The sequence below is a fragment of the Cyclobacterium sp. 1_MG-2023 genome, assembly GCF_030546805.1.
Taxonomy (GTDB): domain Bacteria; phylum Bacteroidota; class Bacteroidia; order Cytophagales; family Cyclobacteriaceae; genus Cyclobacterium.
On the sequence record NZ_JAUOPC010000017.1, the window covers coordinates 82,746 to 107,327 of the forward strand.

Consider the following 24,582-nt stretch of genomic DNA (forward strand, 5'->3'; position numbering starts at 1 on the left):
TATTATACTTTCTCTACTTTAACGGCGAGTTCAAACTCATCCATGTCCAAAACGGTAGAATTATTACTGTCTCCATCAAGGGTTAACCCCAATGCTTGTGTTTCAGTTTTGATATAGTCGGAGAAATTAAGCAAGGCCTTGTCCACCGTTGCATTAAGTGGCGCAATGTGGATACGGATTTTGTCCTGAACTTCCAGTCCCATGTCCTTACGGAAATTTTGGATCCTGTTAACAAAATCCCTGGCAATGCCTTCTTCCTTCAATTCGGTGCTTAGGGTAACATCCAAGGCCACCGTGATGCCATTGTCTGTAGCTACAGACCAACCAGGGATATCCTGTGACTGGATCAATACTTCTTCCAGTTTAAGTGTGGCAGCTTCTCCATCAATGCTGATTTCTACCTGTCCTTCCTTCTCGATTTGAGCGATTTCTTCTTTGCCCCATTGCTGAATGAGCTGGTTGACAGCCTTCATTTTAGGACCAAAACGCTTACCCAAAAGGGCGAAATTGGGCTTGACACTTTTTACCAAAATGTCAGAAGTATCATCTATGTATTCAATTGATTTTATATTGACTTCTGATTTTATTAGGTCCTCTACATGCTCAATCAAGCCTTTGGTCTCTGCATTTAAAACAGGGATAAGTACTTTCTGAAGCGGCTGTCTTACCTTTAATCTTTCCTTTTTCCTTAAGGAATGCACCAAAGATGAGATGTCTTGGGCCAACTGCATGCTGTTTTCCAAGGACAGGTTGATCAAGGCCTCATTGGAAGGCTTCCAATCTGTCAAATGCACAGACAAAGTTTTGTTTTCCAAGCTTGAAGTAAGATTCTGGTACAACCAATCCGAATAAAAAGGTGCCACAGGGGACATCAATCCGGCAATCACTTCCAAGCATTCATACAAGGTCTCATAGGCAGCCTGCTTGTCTGCATTCATGTCGCCTCTCCAAAATCGTTTTCTTGCCAAACGCACATACCAGTTGGACAGTTGATCCACAGTAAAATTCATGATGGCCCTGGAGGCAGGCGTTATGTCATAATTTTCGTAGGCCGTTTCTGTTTCCTTGATCAATGACTGCAACTTGGAAAGGATCCATCGATCCAGTTCGGGCCGTTCATTCACAGGGATTACATTGGCTGCATCGTAAGCAAAGGCATCCAAATTGGCATACAGCGCAAAGAAATTATAAGTGTTTTGAAGGGTTCCAAAGAATCTTCTTTGCACTTCCACTACGCCTTCTTTGTTGAATTTAAGGTTGTCCCAAGGGTTGGCATTGCTCAACATGTACCAACGCAAGGCATCCGGTCCAAATTCCTTAAGGGTTTTGAAAGGATCCACAGCGTTGCCCAGACGTTTGGACATTTTGTTGCCATTTTTGTCCAGCACCAGGCCGTTAGCGATTACATTCTTGAAAGCTACGCTATCAAATAACATTACCGCCAGCGTATGCAGGGTAAAGAACCACCCCCTTGTTTGGTCAACACCTTCTGCGATAAAATCTGCAGGATAATTGGCTTTGAAGATCTCTTCATTTTCAAAGGGATAATGCCACTGGGCATAAGGCATGGCCCCGGAATCAAACCATACATCGATAAGATCAGGTTCGCGGAACATTTTGTCTCCGTTTTCTGCTACCAATACGATATCATCTACAAAAGGCCTGTGAAGATCCACCTCTTTGCCTTTGTAGGGAGATTCTTTCATATATCCTTTAGCTATCGATTCTTCTATGGCTGCTTCCAGTTCAGCTACTGAACCTATACACCTGGTTTGGGTGCCCTCCTTATTTCTCCAGATAGGCAAAGGTGTTCCCCAAAATCTAGAGCGACTAAGGTTCCAGTCCACAAGGTTCTCCAGCCAATTGCCAAACCTACCTGTTCCGGTAGATTCAGGCTTCCAATTGATGGTTTTATTAAAGGCTACTAGCTTGTCTTTATAGGCAGTGGTTTTGATAAACCAACTTTCAAGCGGATAATACAAGATAGGCATATCCGTACGCCAGCAATGTGGGTAGCTGTGCTCGTACTTTTCTACTTTAAATGCCTTGTTTTCATTTTTTAAAATGATGGAAATGATGACATCCGTACTTTTGTATGCTTTGTCATTTTCATCATCGTGGGTATAATTTTTTACGTAAAAGTCATCCGCAGTAAAGGTCTTATGAACCTGAATGGAATGTTCCTCCATTTTGGACAATAAATACTCGCCCACCACTGGAAGGAACTTTCCTTTTTTATCCACAATAGGGATTTCCATCCCCTTCTCATCTTTCAGGAATATTCCAGGAACATCCTGCTGCACGAGCGTTCTAAAATCATCCGCACCAAAAGCTTTGGCCAAATGCACGATTCCTGTACCATCTTCAGTGGTTACATAATCTGCGGAAATCACGGTAAAAGCCGGTTCGGGAAGTGCCAAAGCATCGATAGGGAACAATTGTTCGTACTTCATTCCTATCAAATCCTTGCCTTTTATTTCCTCCACTACTTGGTAAGGAATGACCTTGTCTCCCGGCTTGTACGCAGACAGATCTGCTTCAGCACCTTTGGGGTTAAAATAAGCAGACATCCTGGCCTTGGCCAATAGTACCGTTTGAGGGGCGAAGGTGTAAGGGTTAAATGTTTTGACCTTTACATAATCCAACTTCTCACCGATGGCAAGAGCTGAATTGGAAGGCAGGGTCCAAGGTGTGGTGGTCCATGCCAATATATATAGATCCTCCTCTCCTTTAACCTTAAACTGGGCTGTGATGGAAGTGTCTTTTACATCTCGATAACTACCCGGCTGGTTAAGTTCATGCGAACTCAGGCCTGTACCTGCAGCCGGTGAATAGGGCTGTATGGTATAACCTTTGTAAATCAAGTCCTTTTCATAGAGCTTTTTAAGCAAATGCCAAAGACTCTCTACATACTTTACATCAAAAGTAATGTAAGGGTCATCTAGGTCTACCCAATAACCTATCTGTTCGGTCAGGTTGTCCCATTCATGCTTGTAACGCATGACGGTCTCCCTACATTTTTGATTGTATTCTTCTACGGAGATTTTTTTACCAATATCTTCTTTGGTGATTCCCAACTCCTTTTCTACCTGTAACTCTACAGGCAAGCCGTGGGTATCCCAACCTCCCTTTCTTTTTACTTGAAATCCTTTTAGTGTTTTATAGCGGCAAAAGACATCTTTAATAGCCCTTGCCATTACATGGTGAATCCCCGGGGTTCCATTGGCTGAAGGCGGGCCTTCATAAAAGGTATAGGAAGGTGCACCCTCCCTATTGCTAATGGATTTTTCAAAAACGGCATTGTTTTTCCAAAAAGCCAATACGTCCTCCCCTATTTTGGGGTAATCTACCTGTTTAAACTCCTGATATTTCTTCACTGTAATTAGAAAATATTATCTGTGTCTTGATGCGCCTTATTTTTTAGGACATTTGTAATCTGTCCAAAACGAAGCCGTAAAGTTAATAGAAAACAGGGGTATATGTATGGCAATTGAAGAAAATCTATGCACTTGGCCTACTGAGACTAAGAGAAACATCAATTTAGCAGTTTTAAATAGGGTCTATGCTCAAGTAATTGCTTTTGAGCTGGCTAAATAGCCCTATAAATTATTGAATTATACCGTAGTTTTTTGGAGAAGTTAAACGAATCCAAAGGAGTAAGTAAAACGAGCACCTATTCCTATGGCTTCGACTCCGCTCAGCCGCCGGTAGAGGGAGCAGTGCTAGTCTTGACAGTGTCGAAAAGTAATATTCTCAAGCTATTTTTTTAATATGTTTACGAACCCCCCCCCTTTGTCCCCCTTTGAAGAAAAGGGGGATTTTGTGCTTTCAAGGCTTACGAGCGCATACCTGATCTTACATGTCTTCAGCCCTTTATAATTTCAATAATTCAGCGATAAAATATCTTTTGCCGCAAATCCCCCTTCAAGGGGGTTAGGGGGATTATTACGGGATTGTAAACCTATACCAGTATTTAAATAATAATCGGTAAATCAATTTTAGGACGAGTCAGGAATGTCATGCTATCTCAAGCTTATATTTTAATATGTTTACGATAAAATCCCCCTTTGTCCCCCTTTGATGAAAAGGGGGATTTTGTGCTTTCAAGGCTTACGAGCGTATACCTGATCTTACATTTCTTCAGCCCTTTATAATTTCAATAATTCAGCGATAAAATACCTTTTGCCGCAAATCCCCCTTCAAGGGGGTTAGGGGGATTTATGCGGGATTGTAAACCTATACCAATATTTAAATAATAATCGGCAAATTAATTTTAGGACGAGTCAGGAATGTCATGCTATCTCAAGCTTATATTTTAAAATGTTTACGATAAACTCCCTGCCGATGCTGTCGGGACAGGCTCTTCTCCCCCTTTGATGAAAAGGGGGAGTTTAGTTGCTCAGGTATTTACGAGTACGTTATTGGCTTAAAATTAAGTCAGCTCATTTCAATGATGCCAATTCAGCGATAAAATACCTTTTGCCGCAAATCCCCCTTCAAGGGGGCTAGGGGGATTATTACGGTAAAGGCAAACAATCTAAACCTAATATTTGAACGTTTCATAGCTAAAAACCAGTTTTAGGCATGTGATTTTTAAGTTCATAATCATCTATAAACGCTCCAATTTCCTGAAGGACAAATGGCATAGATTTCTTGACCTCTTTGTCCGAAAACCTCAAAAAAGAAAGGTTCATTTTCTCCAGTATCAATTGTCTTCTCCGATCTTTAACAACAGATTCAGCATAATAATGGCTGTCCCCATCAATTTCGATGACCAATTGTAGTTTTTTACAATAAAAATCGACAATAAAATTCCCTAAAGGCTTTTGCCTATTGAATGCATAGCTTCTAAATTGTCTTGCCTTTAGCTTTTGCCATAGCAAAACTTCAGATAAGGTTGAGTGATTTCTTAATATCCGAGAATATTCTTTTAAATTTCTTTTGTATGGCACATAATACATACTAAAATTTAAAAAAAATTTGGCGAAGTATTTGAAACACCTCCTATTAAAATTGACTTTAGACTATTTTTCTCATAATAAGCAAGTCAAAAATCCCCCTTTATCCCCCTTTGAAGAAAAGGGGGATTTTGTGCTTTCAAGGCTTACGAGCGCATACCTGATCTTACATGTCTTCAGCCCTTTATAATTTCAATAATTCAGCGATAAAATATCTTTTGCCGCAAATCCCCCTTCAAGGGGGTTAGGGGGATTATTACGGAATTGTTAACCTATATCAGTATTTAAACAATAATCGGCAAATTAATTTTAGGACGAGTCAGGATGTTTACGAAAAAATCCCCCTTTGTCCCCCTTTGATGAAAAGGGGGATTTTAGTTGCTCAGGTATTTACGAGTACGTTATTGGCTTTAAATTAAGTCTGTCAATTTCAATGATGCCAATTCATCGATAAAATATCTTTTGCCGCAAATCCCCCTTCAAGGGGGCTAGGGGGATTATTACGGGATTGTAAACCTATATCTGTATTTAAACAATAATCGGCAAATTAATTTTAGGACGAGTCAGGATGTTTACGATAAAATCCCCCTTTGTCCCCCTTTGAAATAAAGGGGGAGTTTGGTTTTTTTAGGGCTTACGAGTTCATTCCTGATTTAATATTTCTCATTTACAAACTCAAGTACCCGGAATGGTGATCCCTTTTACTCTTCGGTAAAGAGAAAGAGCATGTTTGTCTGTCATCCCGGAAATAAAATCCAACAAACCTCTCATTAACGCATAGGCATCACCGGATTTTTGGAGTTCCAGCTCCTCAGGAAGCAAACGCAAAATACTCTTGTTGTGGCCGGAAAACCTTGATTTCTCAAAGTGAAAATTAAATAAGGCGTCAGAAAAAGTAGCCAATAAGCCTTCTAATACCTGGTATCCTGCCGCCTCCTTTTCCAATACAGGTTGAGATCGGTATATTTTTTTAACAGAAAGCGAAGTAATGGCTTCCAAGTTCTCAGCTGAAGGTATAATTTCTGTCAAAGCTTGATCAAATTCACCGCTTAAAATGGCTGCCTCTTTCTCTTCAAAAACAGCCGTGGTTTCCTGAATAAGCTGGCTGATGGCCATGGCCCGCATGATCGCCAATTTCTGTTTTGGGCTGTTGTATTTTTTAAGTTTCTCCGGTGAATATCGCTCTCCAACAATCGCCCCCATTAAAGAAATGGTCTGATCAAGGGAAACCAAACCTAGGGTACAACCATCCTCCAGATCAATAATACTATAACAAATATCATCTGCTGCTTCCACAAGAAATGCCAATGGATGCCTCATCCAGCAATTGTCAGTCAATTGAGGAATGCCCATTCCTTCTGCCAAGAGTTCATAATGAGAAATATTACTGGTGAAGAACCCAAATTTCTTTTGGCTTCTTCTTTTCTGACCGGAAGCTTTGCACCAAGCCGGTCTTGGGTATTTGGTAAATGCGGCCAAGGTAGCGGGAGAGATATTCATCCCATTATTTTTGTCCACCAGCATGCGAAATCCTTGGGCATTTCCCTCAAAGTTGATAAGGTCCTCCCATTCATTGGCCGAACATTTTTGCTGCCATAATTTACCGGTGGCATGAAACTTAAAAAAATCTGAAATGGCTTCCTCTCCGGCATGTCCAAAAGGTGGGTTGCCAATGTCATGGGCCAAGGCCGCAGTGGCCACAATTCCTCCTATGTCAAAAGGTTGAAGTTTCTTTGATGCCAATTCCGGATATTTGTCCAAAAGGAATTTTCCTGCTGACTTTCCCAAAGAACGCCCTACACTTGAAACTTCGAGGCTATGGGTCAATCTGGTATGCACAAAATCATTTTCAGGAAGGGGAAAAACCTGGGTTTTATCCTGAAGATTTCGAAAAGGTGCCGAAAAGATTATGCGATCAAAATCCCGCTCAAATTGACTTCTCTGAAGGTCCGTATCCGAGGGCTTTAAGCCTTCGGGCAATAGTAGTTTTTCCCAATTCATCATAGCACTTCAAAAATACGAAGTGTAGGCTTAGGTAAAAAAGAAATGGCCGGACTATTTCCAACCACCTCCCAATGCACGGTAAAGATCCACTACAGTGAGGAACATTTCAATCCTTGTATTGGTCTTGTCCAATTCTGCTTCTAGTACCCTTGACTGGGCGGTAATCACCTCCAGGTAAGTAGCATATCCTCCACGGAACAATTCATTGGCCGTAGAAACTGCATTAAGCAGGACGGCTGTTTCTTCATCTCTTAGGCTATAAATATTTCTAAGGTTACCCACACGCTGGAGTTTACTTGACACCTCTTGGTAACCATCTAGAATGCTTTTTTGATAATTATACAAGGCAATTTTATTGGAAGCTATAGACTGATCGTATCCTGCCCTGATGCGATTCTGAGCAAAAATCGGAGCTGTCAAACCGCCCAATATCCCAATGGTCAAGCCTCCGGGCATTTCCAAAGCTGCCGGAAGACTTTCATCATTCAACCCTACGTATGGGGTAAGACTTAGGGAAGGCAAAAACTCTTTTCTAGCTGCTTCTACATTGAAATTACTTGCCCTAAGCTCATGTTCCGCTTGACGAATATCAGGTCTACGAAGCAACATATCTGATGGCAAACCGGCTTCCATCCCATAGGGTAGTTTGATTTCCAATAAGGAGGAGGCCCTTTCAATGGGCTGCGGAAACCTGCCAATAATAAAGTTTAATCTGTTTTCCGTCTCGATGATCTCCTGTTGCTTCTCGTAAGAAAGGCTTTTCGTAGAAAGCAATTGAGCTGAAAACTGCTGCACAGCCAGCTCTGTCGCCCTACCCGCCATCTTCTGAATTTTAATTAGCTCCAGTGCCATCTCTTGGTATTCAATATTCCTATTGATGGTTTCCAACTGAATGTCTAAGCCCAGTAATTGATAGTAAATTCTTGAAATCTCAGCTACCATATTGGTGACCACCAGGTGTCTTCCCATGCCTGTAGCTAGAAATTTCTCATAATCTGCTTCTTTTCTATTTTTTATCTTTCCCCAAATATCAATTTCCCAGGTACTCTGAAAGCCTATGAAATTATTCTCCGTTCTGTTGACAACATTTCTGTCTCCATTGATGGTGCCACTAAACAAGTTGGGGCGGATATCACCTGAACGGTATCGGACCATCCCATTTAAGGTAGGATACATTTGTCCTTTAGTAATTCTATACTGTGCCCTTGCAATTTCAATTCTTTCCAAAGCGGTGAGAATGTCCAGGTTATTTTCAAGCCCTTCCTCTATCAGGTACACCAGGTTAGGATCGTTGAAGAACTCCTCCCAGGAAATGTTTCCAATACTGGCAGAGTCCTCTATATCCAAAAAGGTCTCTGGCAGTGGCTCCATTTCTGGCATTACCGGAGCCTCAATACTTTTACAGGCAAATACCGATACCATCGCTAGGATGCTTATGGAAAGACGAAGGATCAATTTATTTTTTAAAAACATGGGGTATTTGTTCAATTATTTGAAAAAGATACTTGTGTATTATCTTTCTTTTCTGAAGTTGGCTTTTGATTTTCTTCTACTTTCTGGAAAGTAAAATGAGCGAAAATCACATACAATCCCGGAATGATAATCAAACCAAAAATGGTCCCGATTAACATTCCACCTGCAGCCGCTGTACCAATGGATCGGTTACCCAAAGCACCGGCCCCTGTAGCCATAGCCAAAGGCAATAAGCCGGCAATAAAGGCAAAGGATGTCATTAATATAGGTCGCAACCTGGTCACGGATCCTTCCACAGCTGCTTGTATCACAGAATGTCCTGATTCTCTTTTCTGAATGGCAAATTCCACAATCAAAATGGCATTTTTACCCAAAAGACCGATAAGCATGATCAGTGCCACTTGCGCATAAATATTGTTCTGTAAGCCCAATAAGTAAAGAGAGATAAAGGCACCAAATACCCCCACCGGAAGAGATAGAATCACAGGAAGTGGCAAGAGGAAACTTTCATATTGTGCGGAAAGAATTAAATAGACAAACAACAAACAAATCAAGAAAATAACAATGGCCTGGTTTCCTGAAGTAACCTCTTCTCTGGACATCCCATACCAATCATGATTGTATCCCTGCGGAAGTTTTTCGGCTGTTACTCTTTCAATAGCTGCAATCACATCTCCACTACTGTACCCGGGGGCAGCAGAACCTTTTACGGTAGATGAATTGTACATATTGAATCTGGTCAACTGTTCGGGACCATAGGCTTTTTCCATGGTTAGAAAAGAAGAGATAGGCACCATTTCGCCTTCATTGTTTTTAACCTGTAGGGCCATTACGTCCTCAGGTTTGGCCCTGTATTCTGGCCCGGCTTGCAGCATCACATCATACATTTGCTCAAAGCGAACAAAGTCAGAAACAAACTGCCCCCCCAATAAAACCTGCATGGTTCCAAGGGCTTTGGCTATCGTTACTCCATTTTTGGCTGCCTGATCCTGATCAATCCGGATAAGAAACTGCGGGAAGGTAGGGTCAAAGTCAGTAAAGGCAAAGCCTATTTCTGGGCTGGCCATCAGCTCCTCCACCAAGTCATTGGTTACTGTGGACAAGCGATCTAAGTTACCTGTTCCTGTTTGGTCGAGTACTTTCATCTGAAAACCACTGGAGTTACCAAAACCTGAAACTGTAGGAGGCAAGAAGAAACTGATCTTCGCATCAGAAATTTCATCACCAAGCCTTCCAAATTCATCTAGGGTTTCCTGAATGGGCAGGTCTTTCCTTTCATCCCAGGATTTGAGATTGACCATGGCCATACCATATGAAGCCCCGGAAAGTCCATTTCCCAAAGAATAACCGGCCAAACTGGATACGGAAGCTACCGCCTCATTTCCTTCCAATTTATGAATCAATTCATCCAATACCTTTTCTGTTCTTTCCACTGTTGCACCCACGGGAGTGGTTACATTCACATAGACCATACTCTGATCTTCTGTGGGGATAAATCCTGTGGGTAATATTTTACTTACTCCCCAAGTGGCCGCAAAGAAGAAGAGTAATATAAGCGTAGTGATTCCCTTTCTAGGCACCAAAAAGGTGACATATTGTAAATATTTGTTTTCAAAGAAATTGTAGTAATGGTTGAAACCATTGAAAAATCGTTGCAACAAGGTTTGTTTCTTTTCTTCTCCATAGTGGTTTTGAAGCAAGATGGCGCATAAGGCAGGAGTTAAAGTCAGTGCATTGATCCCCGAAATAAAAATGGCTATTGCCAAGGTCAAGGAAAACTGCCTATAAAATACACCAACCGGACCTGACATAAATGCCACCGGAACAAACACGGCAGACATTACCATGGTAATGGCAATGATTGCCCCACTAATTTCTTTCATGGCAGCAAAGGTAGCCGCACGCGGTGCCAGTCCTTCTTTCTCCATTTTGGCATGGACGGCCTCCACCACCACGATGGCATTATCCACCACAATACCTATGGCCAGTACTAATGCAAATAGGGTAAGCAAGTTGATAGAAAAGCCCAACCACTGCATAAAAAACAAGGTACCAATCAATGCTACAGGAACCGCTAAAGTAGGGATAAGTGTGGAGCGAAAATCCTGAAGGAAAATAAACACCACAATAAACACTAGAATAAAGGCCTCTACCAGTGTAACCAATACCTCATGAATGGAAGCATCCAAGAACCTGGACACATCATAGGAAATTTGGTAGTCCATCCCTGAAGGGAAATTGTCCTGCTTAATTTGTTCAATTTTCTCTTTTACATTGGCAATAACCTCACTTGCGTTGGAACCGGGACGCTGAATAACCATTACCGAAGCGGCAGGTTTTCCATCCATCTTGGCAATCCTTCCATAATTAAGGTTACCAAATTCCACATCCGCAATGTCTTTTAACCTTAGTATTGACCCATCCGGATTGGCCCGGATAACTAGGTTTTCATATTGCTTGGGTTCATAAAATTTACCGGTGTATTTAAGGACATACTGTAACATTTGCATATCCTTACCGGAACTGATCCCCAGCTGCCCGGGGGCTGCTTCCACATTCTGATTATTGATGGCATCAATTACATCATCTGTAGCAACTTTATATGCCGTCATACGATCCGGCTTGAGCCATATTCTCATGGAGTAATCTTTGGTACTCATGATTTCGGCAAGACCTACACCATCCACCCGCTGCAACTCTTGGAGCACATTGAGATCGGTAAAGTTATAGATAAAGGCTTCGTCCAGTGAGGGGTCATCACTGGCCACATTGATATACATGAGCAAGCCTTCCACTTGTTTTTCCACCGTAACCCCGGCTTTGGTAACAATTTCCGGCAAGTCATTGACTACCGTGGAAACCCTGTTCTGAATTTCCACTGCTGCAAGATCCGGATCTACACCTGCTTGAAAATAAACCTTGATAACAACGGTACCCCTGTTACTACTTACCGAAGTCATGTAGGTCATTCCAGGCACACCATTAATTACTTTTTCAAGAGGAGTGGCCACCGTCTTGGCCGCCACTTCTGCATTTGCTCCCCTGTATTTGGCACGAATGGATACAGAGGGTGGCGCAATATCCGGGAAAAGTTCTACCGGCAAGGTGAAAAAAGACAACAATCCCAGCAACACAAAGAAAAGGGATATCACCAGTGATAAAACCGGCCTTTTTATAAATAAATCAAACATAGCTTATTGTTCTGTACTGGTAGGCATTACTTCTGCAAGGGTATCGTCATTTTCCGGTAAGGCAGCATCTGTCTCCCCTGCAATAATTTTTGGTTGGATGGTCATTCCATCTTTTACGTTTTGGATGCCTTCATACACCATGCGCTCTCCTACTTCCAAACCGGATTCTATGACATAATAATGGGAAAATCTTGCTCTAGGGACAATACTGCGCATTTCCACTGTGTTGTCTTCTTTCACAATGTATACAAAACTCCTGTCCTGAATTTCAAAAACCGCCTTTTGAGGTATAATAATTGCGTTCCTTATCTTATTGGTAAGAATGATTTTACCTGTTGCACCATGTTTAAGGATTTTACTAGGGTTAGGAAATAAAGCCCTAAAGGCAATGGAACCGGTATTGGCGTTGAATTCTCCTTGCATGGTTTCGATGATGCCATCATATGGATAGGGAGCGCCATCTGCAAGTACCAACTGAACCACATTGTTTTCTGTGGTTTCGCCTTTTGACTTGATGTATTCAAGGTATTCTTTTTCGGAAACATTGAAATAGACATGCACAGAACTAATGTTGGAAACAGTAGTAAACAAACTGCCTTGATCTACCAAACTACCTGTTTTTAAAGGGATTCTATCAATAATCCCATCAAAAGGGGCCCTGATATTGGTATAGGACAATTGAACTTGGGCATTGTCTAAGGCTGATTTTGCCTCTTCAATCTGGGCCAGCACGGCATCGTATTTTGCTTTTGTCAGATTTAGCTCTGATTCAGAGATGACATTTTTGTCAACCATTATTTTTAGGCGGTCTACCTCAAACTCTATTACTTTGGCTTCCGCCTTGGCAGTTTCCAAATTGGCTTTGGCTTTGGCTAACTCAGCCTTGTACTCCTGCTCATTGGTTTTGAAGAGAATTTGGCCTTTCTTAACCTCCTGGCCTTCATCCACATTTACTTTTTCAAGAAACCCTTGAACCCGAGCCCTAAGTTCCACATTCTGAATGGCTTTGATGTCTGCCACATAATCTCTGTGCAATATGGTGTCTGAAGCCACCACCTCTATTACCGGAAATTCTTTGATGGCTTCGGCCTTTTTCCCCGTCTTATTGTCACTATTACATGAAAAAATGACAACCATCGGAATAAAAAAGGTGAAAATCCCGATCTTGTTTAATTTTATCTTACTCATATTCGATGCCAAAACTAGTTTTACTTTTATTCAAGTGATGTGCTTTTTACACTTTAAAGCAACAACAAATAATACAATAATTTTGGTGAAAACCAGATAGATTTTTCCAAAGTAACTTTTACAGGCTTTCAACGGGCAATATCATGGATAAGTAAGCGCGCCGGCCAATCCAAGGATTAAGGCTTCTACAAAGCCTGTTCATTCTATTACTTATTGTATATTTGCAGCAATTTAATAGCAAAAACATGTTCAAAAGACCACTATCATTACTAGCCCTTTTAAGCTTAAACTTTAATGCATTTTCTCAGGATATTCCGCAGCCCAGAAGCTACTTAGCCTATCAAGTGTCGGAAAAGCCAATAGTAGACGGGCAACTAAACGAAGCCGCTTGGCAAGCCGCAGATTGGTCCGAGCCCTTTCTCGATATTCAAGGTCCTGACTTGCCCACTCCCAATCAATTGACCCAAATGAAAATGCTTTGGGATGAACAGCACTTATACATAGGAGTCAAACTATATGAAAAAAACATTTGGGCCACTTATACTGAAAGAGAATCTGTTATCTTCCATGAGAATGACATTGAAGTATTTATAGATCCGGATGGTGACACCCACAATTATTATGAAATTGAGGTCAATGCCTTGGGGACGCTCTGGGACCTGCTACTTACCAAGCCCTACAAAAACGGCGGTAAGCCAATCAATGGATGGAATATCAACGATCTAGAATACGCAATCCATCTAAGTGGAACAGTCAATGACCCTACAGATGTGGATGATTATTGGTCCATAGAAATGGCCATTCCATGGAAAAGCCTCTCCCAATCCGGCCCATCCTATAAAGCCCCTGTTGATGGTGACCAATGGCGCATCAACTTTTCAAGGGTGCAATGGCAAATAGAGCCCAAATCCAATGGGTATAAAAAAACCATCAATCCAAAAACCGGTAAGGCATTTCCTGAAGACAATTGGGTTTGGTCACCTATGGGACCAATCAATATGCACCTTCCAGAACGCTGGGGTTATTTACAGTTTTCGGAGATCAATATTGGGGAAGGAAAGCAAGCTTTTAAAGCTGAGCCCAAAGAAAAAATCAAAAATGAGTTGAGGAAGCTCTATGATGCAGAGAAGCAATTTTTTGCAGGAAATGGACGGTATACCAACAAATTATCTGATTTAAACGTTGATACTAGCCTAACCAAGGTGGAAATTGAAGCCACCAAATCTTGGTTTAAAATTTCCAGCCCGGCTGTTACCAATGGTGAATACTGGCATATCACCGAAGACAGTAAGATTTGGAAAAAATAAATGGCAATTCCGCAGAAGGAGGTATTCATTCAAACCATGGCAAATCTCATCTCATGATAAAAAATACAATTTATTTGTTCCTGCTTGTCCTTTTTGGCGCTCTCTATACAGGCTGCACAGAACCTTCAGAGACCCGATCCTTGGTAAATATTTTGCTAATTGACGCACCCGGAGATTTTGATGAAGTATGGATAGAAGTGGAAGGCGTGGAAATCCTGCCTGCAGGAAGTCGGGGAAGTGAGGACAATGCCAACTGGGTCAGTATCCCCTATCAAGCGGCCAGCAATATGGTGTTGGTCAGTGCCTTGATAGACGAAACCCAGTTGCTCGTGGGCCGAACAGAATTACAATCCGGAAATATTTCTAAAATACGATTACTCTTAGGCGAAGAGGCTTACTTCTTAAATGAAGATGACGAGCGAACAGACATGACTTTAACTCCGGATATAGAGGATTTGTTGGAGTTAGATGTAGACATCTCCGTAGAAAGTGGCTATTCTTATGACATCATTTTGGACCTTGACCTGATACAATCTGTAGTAGCTGACCAAAATGGAGATTATGTCTTTACACCCCATTTCAGGGCTTTTGTTAGCAACGGTTTGTCGGAAATCTCAGGGACTATCCTACCAATTGATATTGCTCCGCATGTTTTGGCCATATCAGCCACCGACACCTTTAGTACACTTACCTCAGATGATGGCGGTTTCTTTCTCAGTGGCTTACCGGAAGATGAATACCTATTTAAGATCGAGGCACCCAGCGGATATGTGGACACTACTTTCAATCTTTTGACTTACCCCGACAGTACCTTGACCCTGGAATCCATCACTTTACAAGAAAGCACCTCATCCGAATAATATAGCCAAAGTGATGACAGAAAGTACGCATAGAAAATACATGTTAAGGGCCATAGAATTGGCGGAATTGGGCCGAGGGAGCGTGAGTCCAAATCCCATGGTGGGCTGTGTGATCGTACATGATGGTTTGATCATCGGAGAAGGTTACCACCAAAAATATGGGGAAGCCCATGCAGAGGTAAATGCCATCGCTTCAGTTCAGGACAAATCCCTTTTAAAAGAGGCAACCCTTTATGTTAGCCTGGAGCCTTGTGCCCATTATGGAAAAACGCCGCCCTGTGCAGACTTAATTGTAAAGCATCAATTAAAGGAGGTCATCATCGCTGCCGTAGACAGCAACCCTTTGGTAGAGAAAAAAGGCATTCAGAAGTTAGCGCAGGCAGGAATAGCCGTGACTACAGGAGTGATGGAGCAGGAGGTTAGAAATCAGAATGTGCGGTTTTTTACCCAGATGGAAAAAAAGCGTCCCTATATTATTCTAAAATGGGCCCAGACAAAAGATGGCTTTGTAGCCCGAACCAACTTTGACAGTAAATGGATCAGTAATTCACTTAGCAGACAACAGGTACACCGCTGGCGAACAGAAGAGGATGCCATTTTGGTGGGTACAAATACTGCACGCTATGACAATCCCCGACTGAATGCCAGAGATTGGTATGGAAAAGATCCACTGAGGTTGGTCGTAGACAGGGAGTTGAAATTGGAGGAAAGTTTACATTTGTTTGATGGGCAGCAGGACACCATCATCTACAATAACCAACTCAATAAGACCGTCGGAAAGACCGAATGGGTAAAAATGGATGTTCGCATCGATGCCAAAGAAATCGTAGCAGACCTTTATGCCAGAAACATTCAGAGTCTGATCGTAGAAGGTGGGGCCGCTGTTTTGGGGGATTTTATAGCAAATGACTTATGGGATGAGGCAAGGGTTTTTACTGGAAATGCCAAGTTTGGTTTGGGCATCCCCGCACCCATCATGACATCCATTCCCAAAGCCCAATATACTTTTAAGGAGGATTTACTAGCAATTTACAGGAACCATGACTGAGGAAATCAATCTACCCAAAAATGCCAACAAGGAGGAAATATACAAAGCCCTTCTGCCACAAGTTAAGGCCTTGCTTTCCGGAGAGGAAGACTTGGTCGCCAATATGGCCAATATGTCCGCTGTACTAAAGGAGGCTTTCGGCTTTTTTTGGGTGGGCTTTTATATAATCAAAAAAGGTGAACTGGTTTTGGGCCCTTTCCAGGGACCGGTAGCCTGCACGCGGATCCAAAAAGGAAAAGGCGTATGTGGCAAAGCCTGGGAGACCGGGGAAACACAGCTGGTACCAGATGTCAATGCCTTTCCAGGTCATATTGCCTGCAGTGCAGCCTCCCAATCAGAAATAGTCGTCCCTGTATCCAAAGGAAAGGAGATCATTGCTGTTTTGGATATTGATTCTGATCAATTGAATGCATTTGACGCAGTGGACCGGAAGTATTTGGAGGAAATGGTGGGGTGGTTCTAGGAGGTTCCGCAAATCCACTACAAATGGGGCTTACATGCCTATGTTGGTAATTTTTTAATAAATGAACACTTTTAACTGGATCCCTTCATTTGAAATAGAAAAATAAACAGAAGAAATTTGAAGGAAGTTGATACTATTCATAGCTTTTTTGATAGACACTGATACATTCAAGTGTTGAATTAATAAAAAAGCAATATGTCTGAAGAATATATTAGAATCAGAACGTGGGTCACTGATCACGCTCAATCAGCATAGGCTAGCAAACATTACATTGAAGCTATTCAGGTTTTACATGGTTGGATTAAAAACAAACTTCAAGAAATATTAATTTTAAATGTTGATTCAGAGAAAACCTGGGATATTGCCAATCAAATTAGTCTAATTGCTTCTGCAAAAATGCTATGTATTATTTCTAAACTGAGTGAAGATGAGTATCAAAAGTTGATAAAATTCAATCAATTAAGAAACCAAGTGATACATAAGATTTTTCACGAACCCTATAAAAAGAATTACGAAGGAGTTCCTAAAAAACAATAGGAAGAAATTTATAAAATAGGAATGAATTTAGCAGAACACCTTCAGCGCAAAACTGAAGAGATGATTGAATAGATAAATACGATTTTTTAAGAACTTAATAATCAAAAGGCCGAAACAATTTAATTTGGCCCTTCAATGGAATACTATTACACCTCAATAAATTATTAACAAAGAGGGTATTTATTTAATTTTTTAACAACCTAAAATATTGATAAAGTAAAAGCCTTGGTTTTAATATTCTAGCTTTATTTTTTATATCACTCAGTCCCCTTATAAAAATAATTTAGAAGCCACTTATAGATTGATTTCAAATTTTAAAATTATCATCTAAGGAAGTCAAAAAAAGAATTATCTATTAAAAAACACAATATAAGATAATCCGCCCAACCATAAAATCCTATTTTAAATTTTTATTTTAAAAACTTAATACAATACAGTATATATATAAAACATTTTTATTAAGTTGAAATGCAATAATAAAATCATAGGACACTGATACACAACACGTATATCGGAAACTCTTTTGGTGAAATATACCTATGTGTAGAAGCTATATTGAATTGAAGAATCTTTTTAGTAGTAAATTTATATATTTTCAGTAAGGATGGGTTAAAACTATCTTAATGGTAGAAAATTAGGATTAACACCTTGATAATTAGAGCATGGCAATGTGAGTCACTTTTAATTATTTAGATAACAACAAATATTTATTAGCGGTTTAATTTGATCTCTCATAATTTCGTGGGGCCAAGGATAAAATTAATAATGATTATAATTTAGTAGAGGACTTGTTTGTTGACCTTAATTTGACAGGGAAAAACAATGCAAAGGAGCTGGGCACATTGACGATATATACGTAATTCCTCCAAGGGTCTTGTTTATATACAATTGTTAGGCAAAATTAGAAAACCATGAAAAAACACACATTATTAATAATCGCGATTTTATTCAATTCATATTTTTTATTTGCTCAAAACACTACAGGTTTAGTCTTTATTGACCAAGAAGAATATAAAGATATTCCACTTGCAACTTCCGCAATGATGGGTACTTTGCCTTCAAAAGTAGATTTATCCTCATGGTTTCCTTCTCCTGGTAATCAAGGACAACAATCATCATGTGTAGGTTGGGCAGTTGCTTATGGATTAAAAAGCTACCAAGAGGCAAGGGAAAGAAATCTAAAGCCAACATCTAATAATCAAATTTATAGTCCATCATTTATATATAATCAGATAAAACTAGGAAGTTGTGGAGGTGGCTCGAGTATTGTCGAAGCATTAAACTTGTTAAAATCTAGTGGAGTTTCTACAATTGAGGATTTCCCATATAGTGAATTTGAATGCTCTTCGAAGCCTAATCAAACTGTTAAACAGAAAGCCAAAAACTATGCTATTGCTGAGTGGAGGCGAGTCAATTTTAGTGATGATATTGAAGTAAAGAGTCAATTAAACTCTGGATTTCCTATCGTTATTGGGATGAGAGTTGACCAAGGCTTTGAAAACCTCGGAATGAACCAAATTTATACAAACCCTAGTGGTCAAGAAAAAGGTGGTCATGCAATGGTTGTTACAGGATATGATGACTCTAAAAAAGCATATAAAATTTTAAACTCTTGGAGTACTAATTTTGGAACAAATGGATATGCTTGGGTTTCATATAGCGCATTCAAAGCAAGAGTTAGAGAAGCATACTCTTCCCAAGATATAGTTATCAATAACCCAGACGCAGTATCCCAAATTGAAGAACAGCAAAACATCAATGATAATGTTACAATTCCACCTCCAATTCCGCCAAGTGCCGTTTCAGTTAATGCAATTTTAAATCAGCCAATTGTAAATCATAATCAAATAATCCAAACCCCAATAGGAAATCAATTAGGGATGATAATTAGTGTTCCAGGTAATATTTTTAACGGAAGAGGTTCAAGAGCACAAGTTGTGATAAGATTTTATATGCAAAATGGAGCTCCTCTCTTTGCAAATGTTTCGGAAAAAAATTACAGAGATGTACATGGATTAGTTGCTTCAGGAACAATGAGAGGTCAAGTATTTAATGACCCTGCTCCATTAGGAAATCATCTAATTTACATACCCTATTATGCTTTAAATTTTCCTGCAACAAACGGCAGTGTCTCTCATAACGTTAATGTCCAAGCAACTTTATATGTTAATGAGTTTGAAAAAGCAAAATCAAATATGACTCCAATGATTATTAGATGGTAGAATAAAACTTTGCCTAATCGAGTAGCCCGACCTGAGCCAAATAGCTCAGGTTGAGGCTCTCAAACCACCGTACGTACGGGTCTCGTACCTGCCCTGCATTCCGGCGCTTCACTAAAATGATCCAAAGAGATCATTTTTTACGCTTAGCCCCAGTTCACCGGATTATGGGTTGCGTTTTGAGGTAATAGGAAAGCATAGATTTATACCCTTTTCTTCTCAGGCGTGACAAAGTAATAGTAGTAATCAGAATTGGACTTTAAGCCACTGCCCAGCCTCCTTTTCTACCCTCCCGCAATCTGGCCCTTCACTAAAATGACCTAAAGAGGTCATTTTTTTACGCTCAGTCCTTCCATGCATATGCTTGTCACTTTTCTACTCCATATCTGATCAGGTTTTTCATTTTCTATCACACTTCCTCTTCTAATGAACCTGGTCAAAATGAAACATCGAATTAACCGATGGAACTCGGCACAGAAAAATGCCACGCTTGGGCAAGCGCATAACTGCTCCACTACCACAAAGATTTACAGTCATAAATTAACGATTTCCAATAAAAATGTGGTCTCTCCCCTAGATTCCTTGTCCGAAATCCTTAATTTGACAGGAAAAACGATGCAAAAGAGCTAGGTACATAGTCAATATATACGCAACTCCCCTGCAAAACATAGCTATTTACAATTGTTATGCATAATTAGAAAATGGATAAACAGAATCTTATAGAACAAATCAAATCCAAAAAGGAATTGGATATCTATTATGACTATTTGTTAGGCCAAGAGGTATGGTATTTCCAAAACAATGGGCCTGATTTTAGTTCTGATTATGACCAGTTTAAAAAATTTATATCTAAAAATTTAAAAATTCCTTTTAATAATATTTCTATTGTAGGAAGCGCAAAGACTCGTTACAGTTTCTCCCCCTCTAAAAATTTCTCTGAATTTCACGAAGAGTCCGATTTTGATTTAATAATTGTATCGAGAAGACTTTTCTATAACATTTGGGAAGCATACCGGCAAATTTCAAACAATCAATTTTTACATGGTTATGAATATAAATGTGGCAATGTCTTTCAGGGATTTGTAAGTCTTAAGGATGATGATAAAACCTATGGAAATGAAACTTTAGAAAATTGGCAGAAATTGATTCTTTCTTTTAAGGCAGAACTGCAATTGAAATTCAACATTCAACATGAAATCAATTATCGCATCTATTCTGATTGGGAATCTGTTGAAGCTTACCATTTAAAAGGTATTTCAAAACTTAAAAACACATTAGATGAAACTAATTGAACAAATAGATATACAGCCACAAAGCGCTAAATGGCTTTATGACTTAAATGACAAAGGGCTTTTAGAAGTAGATAACTCCTTTCAGAGACACTATGTTTGGACTCTAAAAAACCAAGTTCAACTTATCGAATCCATTCTATTAGGTTTCCCAATTCCAGAAATCTATTTATGGAATACAGGAACAGATGAGGATACAGGTGACACAAAATATTCCATCATTGATGGACAACAAAGATGTGGTGCAATTTTTCAATTTATAGCTAACACTTTTAAGTTAAAGGAGAATCATCTCGACCCAAACAGTTCGAAGTTTGCAGTTATCAAGAATCGGCATTTCAAAGACTTAGAGACGGGTGAAAAAAAAGCATTGTGGGCATACATCTTTTCAATTAGATTGGTTCGATTTCAAGTTGATAGAGAATCTATTGTTAAAATGTTTCTGCGGTTAAATAGTAACAATATGACTCTTAACCCTCAAGAGTTAAGAAATGCCGAGTTTGAGGGGGAATTCATGACACTAGCATCTACGCTCGCTGATTTAAATTTTTGGGAGGAGAATAAAATTTTTGGTGTAGCCGACAGACGTAGAATGAGAGATATCTCATTCATAGGTACCCTTCTTGTTTTTATGAAAAAAGGAATATCTGAGGACATATCAAATAATAACTTAAATCAGATATATGACTTGTATAATGATGATTATCCAAATAAAGATAAAGACCATGAGAAATTCGAATCAATCTTAAATTCAATTCAGGAAATAATCAGTTCAAATTCAGAACGAATGAAATTCCTAAGAAGACAAGTTCATATGTATTCCCTTTTTACAGTAATTTATGAATTACTTAGTGATAATGAGAAATTGACTGAGGAGCAAAAACTGAATTATCAAAACTTCATTGATAATTATGACAATGATGAAGTCTTAGAAAAACACTTCCCAGAACTCATGACGGAAATATATCAATATAAATCTCTTTCAAAAGAAGGAACAAGACAGAAGTCTAATCGATTTGAACGATATAGAATTCTAAAGAAAATAATAGCCAAGACAGTAGTAAATTAAAGGGTTTTAGCCCCCAACTATGTAACGATTTGATAAGTTTGAAGTCCGCAATCGCCTACCTTGCTTATACTCAACGTTAGCCAACATATCGAGCAAGCAAAAAAATCATAGTAAAAACAAAATCAATATAGAAATTTGGAAACTCATATACCGTAGAGTATATTAGCGAAATGGTAAGGTCCGAAAAAACTAGGCAATTAATAATTGAAAAGACTGCTTCTATATTCAATAAAAAGGGATATACAGGCACTTATTTGTCCGATTTGACCAATGCTACTGGATTAACAAAAGGCAGTATTTATGGCAATTTCAAAAATAAAAACGAAGTTGCTCTAGAAGCTTTTAAATTCAATTATAAATTTCAGACGCGTCAAATAATTAACAAAATTGAAAAAGAAGACAATTCAGGAAATAAATTAATTGCATTTCTAAATCATTATAAAACAGCATTTAAACCAATTTTTAATAATGGAGGTTGTGCAATCCTAAATACTGCAGTTGATACGGATGATGGAAATGAATTATTGAAAAAAGAAGTAATAAAAACAATTCACAATTGGCATAAAAAAATTGAATCAATCTTGATTGAAGGAGTTAATAAAAAAGAACTCAAAGAAATAGACATTGAACAATTTTCGTATCGAATGATTGCTATAATTGAGGGTAGCATTTTATTGGCAAAAACATTGAACAAACCAGAGATTTTATTAAATAACCTAGAACATCTAAAGACCGAAATTCAACAATTAAAACAGCAATAAAAAAATTTAACCACCCATATACCTTACGGTATATGAAAATATATAAATATGAAAAGAGTAGTAATAACAGGACTAGGGGCAATTACACCTATTGGAGCAAATGTAAAACAGTATTGGGAAAATCTATTGAAAGGTGTTTCTGGTGCAAATAGAATAACACGTTTTGATGCAAGCAAATTCAAAACTCAATTCGCTTGTGAAATAAAAGACTATGACGCTTTAGATTATTTTGACCGAAAGGAAGCAAGAAAACTTGACAGGTTTAGTCAATATGGACTAATTTCAGCTGAAGAAGCCATCAAAGATGCTAATCTCAATTTTTCACAATTGGACACGAATAGAATTGGTGTAATTTTTTCGAGTGGAATTGGTGGCTTTGAAACCTTTGAAAAAGAAATAATTGATTATACAAATGGGAATTTTAACCCTCGTTTTAATCCGTTTTTTATACCAAAAATAATATCCAATGGTTTGTCTGGTATAATTTCAATTAACCACGGCCTAAGAGGCGTAAATTATTGCCCTGTCACCGCTTGTGCTTCATCAACACAGAGCATAATTCAAGCCTTTAATTATATCAGATTAGGAAAGGCAGCTATTATTATCGCCGGTGGTTCAGAAGCACCAATTACAGAATCATCGATTGGAGGATTTAACGCTATGAAAGCAATGTCTACCAATAATGAAAATTATAGTTTAGCTTCAAAACCATTTGATAAGAATAGAGACGGTTTTGTTGTTGGAGAAGGTGCAGGAGCTTTAATTGTTGAAAGTCTTAATTCGGCATTGAAAAGAAATGCAAAAATTTATGCAGAAATTGTTGGTGGTGGGGAAAGTTCAGATGCTTACCACATAACTGGAACGCATCCCGAAGGTCTTGGAGCATATTTAGCGATGGAAAACGCAATAAATGAGGCTGAAATAATACCAAATAATATTGATTACATAAACGCACACGCAACTTCTACCGGATTAGGAGATCTATCTGAAATTAAAGCAATAACAAAACTATTTGAATCAAATATTGACCAGGTACAGATTAGTGCGTCCAAATCTATGACTGGTCATTTATTAGGAGGAACAGGTGTTATAGAAGCAATATCGACATGTTTATCCGTAAAAACAGATTTAATTCCACCAACAATCAACACGACAGAGGTAGATGAAAATATTCACAAAGAATTAAATCTGTCATTAGGGAAAAAATCTTCAAAAAAAGTTGATTATGCTTTAAGCAACAGTTTTGGATTTGGAGGTCATTGTTCAGCAATGATAATCAAAAAATACGTTGGCTAATAACCAAGCATCCTGACGGCTGCCCCTTCGGCAAGCTCAGGGAGCAGTTCTCGATATTGGGAACTTGGTTGCTTTGGGGAATGGTTGGATATAGGGTGTTTGTTTGCTAAGTTTTATTTTTTACCACTTTTCTAATGGCTTAAGCGCGAGTTATAGGCTGTTTTGCCATTAGGACATACCTGTCCCATTAAGCCAATTGCCATTTATTCACTTCTAAACCCTTATACAATAAAAAGAATCTAGCTGGAAGTCCAATTTTAACCCTTTCCAATAAATATGTGGTCTCTCCTTTAGATTCCTTGTCCCAAATCCTTAATTTGACAGGGAAAAACAATACAAAAGAGCGAGATACATAGTCGATATATACGCAACTTCCCTGCAAAACATAGCTATATACAATTGTTGTACATAATTATCAACCAGATTTAAAATTTATTGATAATTCACTCGCTAAAAACTCCTCTCCTGTTTTTTGCTTTTTTTGGCTGTTTAAGAAGAAAGTTTATCGTAGAAAGTCAAAACCTTTCTATTCGTCGATAGAAATTTAAACCAAGAAAATCGTAATGATGAAAGTAAAAAAAATTCTACTTATCAATTGAAAATGAAATTCTATTTATCGAACAAACTTTTAAAATCTAACAGTTCATCCGTAGGAATCGACTTTCAAACTTCTCTTTCATTTCGTCGATGAAAACTGGACTTTCTTTTGTCATTCGAAATTCTTAAAAACGCATTCCCCCTTATCAGTTGAACATTTTTATCTCCTATTTTTTATCACTCGGACAAGATATTAAACAACTCATTATCGATCAAAAACTCAGAAAAAAGAAAGAAAAAATGTACAACAATTAAGCTACAATGATGCGAAGTAAGACTTCGGTTCATTGTAGCGTATGTTGGACTCAGCCTCCGGTAGCTT

16 protein-coding genes are annotated in these 24,582 nt (G+C 39.0%); 10 read left to right on the forward strand and 6 right to left on the reverse strand.

All coding sequences use genetic code 11. From position 1 onward, the window contains the following. Positions 1-2 precede the first annotated feature (2 nt). The 6 genes from ileS to Q4534_RS21650 form a co-directional block, all read right to left on the reverse strand. Positions 3-3,377, reverse strand: a complete 3,375-nt coding sequence (gene ileS / locus Q4534_RS21625; protein ID WP_303615240.1) for an isoleucine--tRNA ligase — start codon at positions 3,375-3,377, stop codon at positions 3-5. Positions 3,378-4,565: 1,188 nt separating this feature from the next. After that, on the reverse strand, positions 4,566-4,961 hold the full coding sequence (locus Q4534_RS21630) for an endonuclease domain-containing protein (protein WP_303615241.1): 396 nt from the start codon (positions 4,959-4,961) through the stop codon (positions 4,566-4,568). Positions 4,962-5,633: 672 nt separating this feature from the next. After that, positions 5,634-6,962, reverse strand: a complete 1,329-nt coding sequence (gene dgt, locus Q4534_RS21635) for a dGTP triphosphohydrolase (protein ID WP_303615242.1) — start codon at positions 6,960-6,962, stop codon at positions 5,634-5,636. A gap of 51 nt (positions 6,963-7,013) precedes the next feature. Further along, the gene (locus Q4534_RS21640) at positions 7,014-8,435 is read right to left on the reverse strand and encodes a TolC family protein (RefSeq protein ID WP_303615243.1); all 1,422 of its coding nucleotides are present in this window, start codon (positions 8,433-8,435) and stop codon (positions 7,014-7,016) included. Positions 8,436-8,446: 11 nt separating this feature from the next. After that, entirely contained in the window at positions 8,447-11,626 is a 3,180-nt protein-coding gene (locus Q4534_RS21645; RefSeq protein WP_303615244.1) for an efflux RND transporter permease subunit, read from the reverse strand. 3 nt (positions 11,627-11,629) lie between these two features. Beyond that, complete coding sequence (locus Q4534_RS21650; RefSeq protein ID WP_303615245.1) at positions 11,630-12,814, reverse strand: efflux RND transporter periplasmic adaptor subunit; 1,185 nt, start codon at positions 12,812-12,814, stop codon at positions 11,630-11,632. Positions 12,815-13,059: 245 nt separating this feature from the next. Here Q4534_RS21650 and Q4534_RS21655 point away from each other — a divergent pair, with 245 nt between their 5' ends. The 10 genes from Q4534_RS21655 to fabF all read left to right on the forward strand — a co-directional run bounded on the left by Q4534_RS21655 (position 13,060) and on the right by fabF (position 23,663). Then, positions 13,060-14,121, forward strand: a complete 1,062-nt coding sequence (locus tag Q4534_RS21655; RefSeq protein WP_303615246.1) for a carbohydrate-binding family 9-like protein — start codon at positions 13,060-13,062, stop codon at positions 14,119-14,121. A gap of 53 nt (positions 14,122-14,174) precedes the next feature. Further along, positions 14,175-14,981 (forward strand): DUF4382 domain-containing protein, encoded by an 807-nt coding sequence (locus Q4534_RS21660; RefSeq protein ID WP_303615247.1) that lies wholly within the window; start codon positions 14,175-14,177, stop codon positions 14,979-14,981. Between the two features lie 13 nt (positions 14,982-14,994). Beyond that, complete coding sequence (ribD, locus tag Q4534_RS21665) at positions 14,995-16,029, forward strand: bifunctional diaminohydroxyphosphoribosylaminopyrimidine deaminase/5-amino-6-(5-phosphoribosylamino)uracil reductase RibD (RefSeq protein ID WP_303615248.1); 1,035 nt, start codon at positions 14,995-14,997, stop codon at positions 16,027-16,029. Further along, positions 16,022-16,492, forward strand: a complete 471-nt coding sequence (locus tag Q4534_RS21670; protein WP_303615249.1) for a GAF domain-containing protein — start codon at positions 16,022-16,024, stop codon at positions 16,490-16,492. Before ribD ends, Q4534_RS21670 begins: the two co-directional genes overlap by 8 nt. 1,448 nt (positions 16,493-17,940) lie before the next feature. Continuing rightward, entirely contained in the window at positions 17,941-19,251 is a 1,311-nt protein-coding gene (locus tag Q4534_RS21675; RefSeq protein ID WP_303615250.1) for a C1 family peptidase, read from the forward strand. A gap of 438 nt (positions 19,252-19,689) precedes the next feature. Beyond that, a complete protein-coding gene (locus Q4534_RS21680; protein ID WP_303615251.1) occupies positions 19,690-19,878 on the forward strand; it encodes a hypothetical protein in 189 nt (62 codons plus the stop codon). Positions 19,879-19,949: 71 nt separating this feature from the next. Further along, positions 19,950-20,540: a hypothetical protein gene (locus Q4534_RS21685; RefSeq protein WP_303615252.1), complete on the forward strand. Its 591-nt coding sequence runs from the start codon at positions 19,950-19,952 to the stop codon at positions 20,538-20,540. Beyond that, positions 20,527-21,606: a DUF262 domain-containing protein gene (locus Q4534_RS21690; RefSeq protein WP_303615253.1), complete on the forward strand. Its 1,080-nt coding sequence runs from the start codon at positions 20,527-20,529 to the stop codon at positions 21,604-21,606. Before Q4534_RS21685 ends, Q4534_RS21690 begins: the two co-directional genes overlap by 14 nt. Positions 21,607-21,776: 170 nt before the next feature. Continuing rightward, positions 21,777-22,367 (forward strand): TetR/AcrR family transcriptional regulator, encoded by a 591-nt coding sequence (locus tag Q4534_RS21695; RefSeq protein ID WP_303615254.1) that lies wholly within the window; start codon positions 21,777-21,779, stop codon positions 22,365-22,367. 48 nt (positions 22,368-22,415) lie between these two features. Further along, positions 22,416-23,663 carry a beta-ketoacyl-ACP synthase II gene (fabF, locus tag Q4534_RS21700; protein WP_303615255.1) on the forward strand — a complete coding sequence of 416 codons (1,248 nt, stop codon included), beginning with the start codon at positions 22,416-22,418 and terminating at the stop codon, positions 23,661-23,663. Positions 23,664-24,582 lie beyond the last annotated feature (919 nt).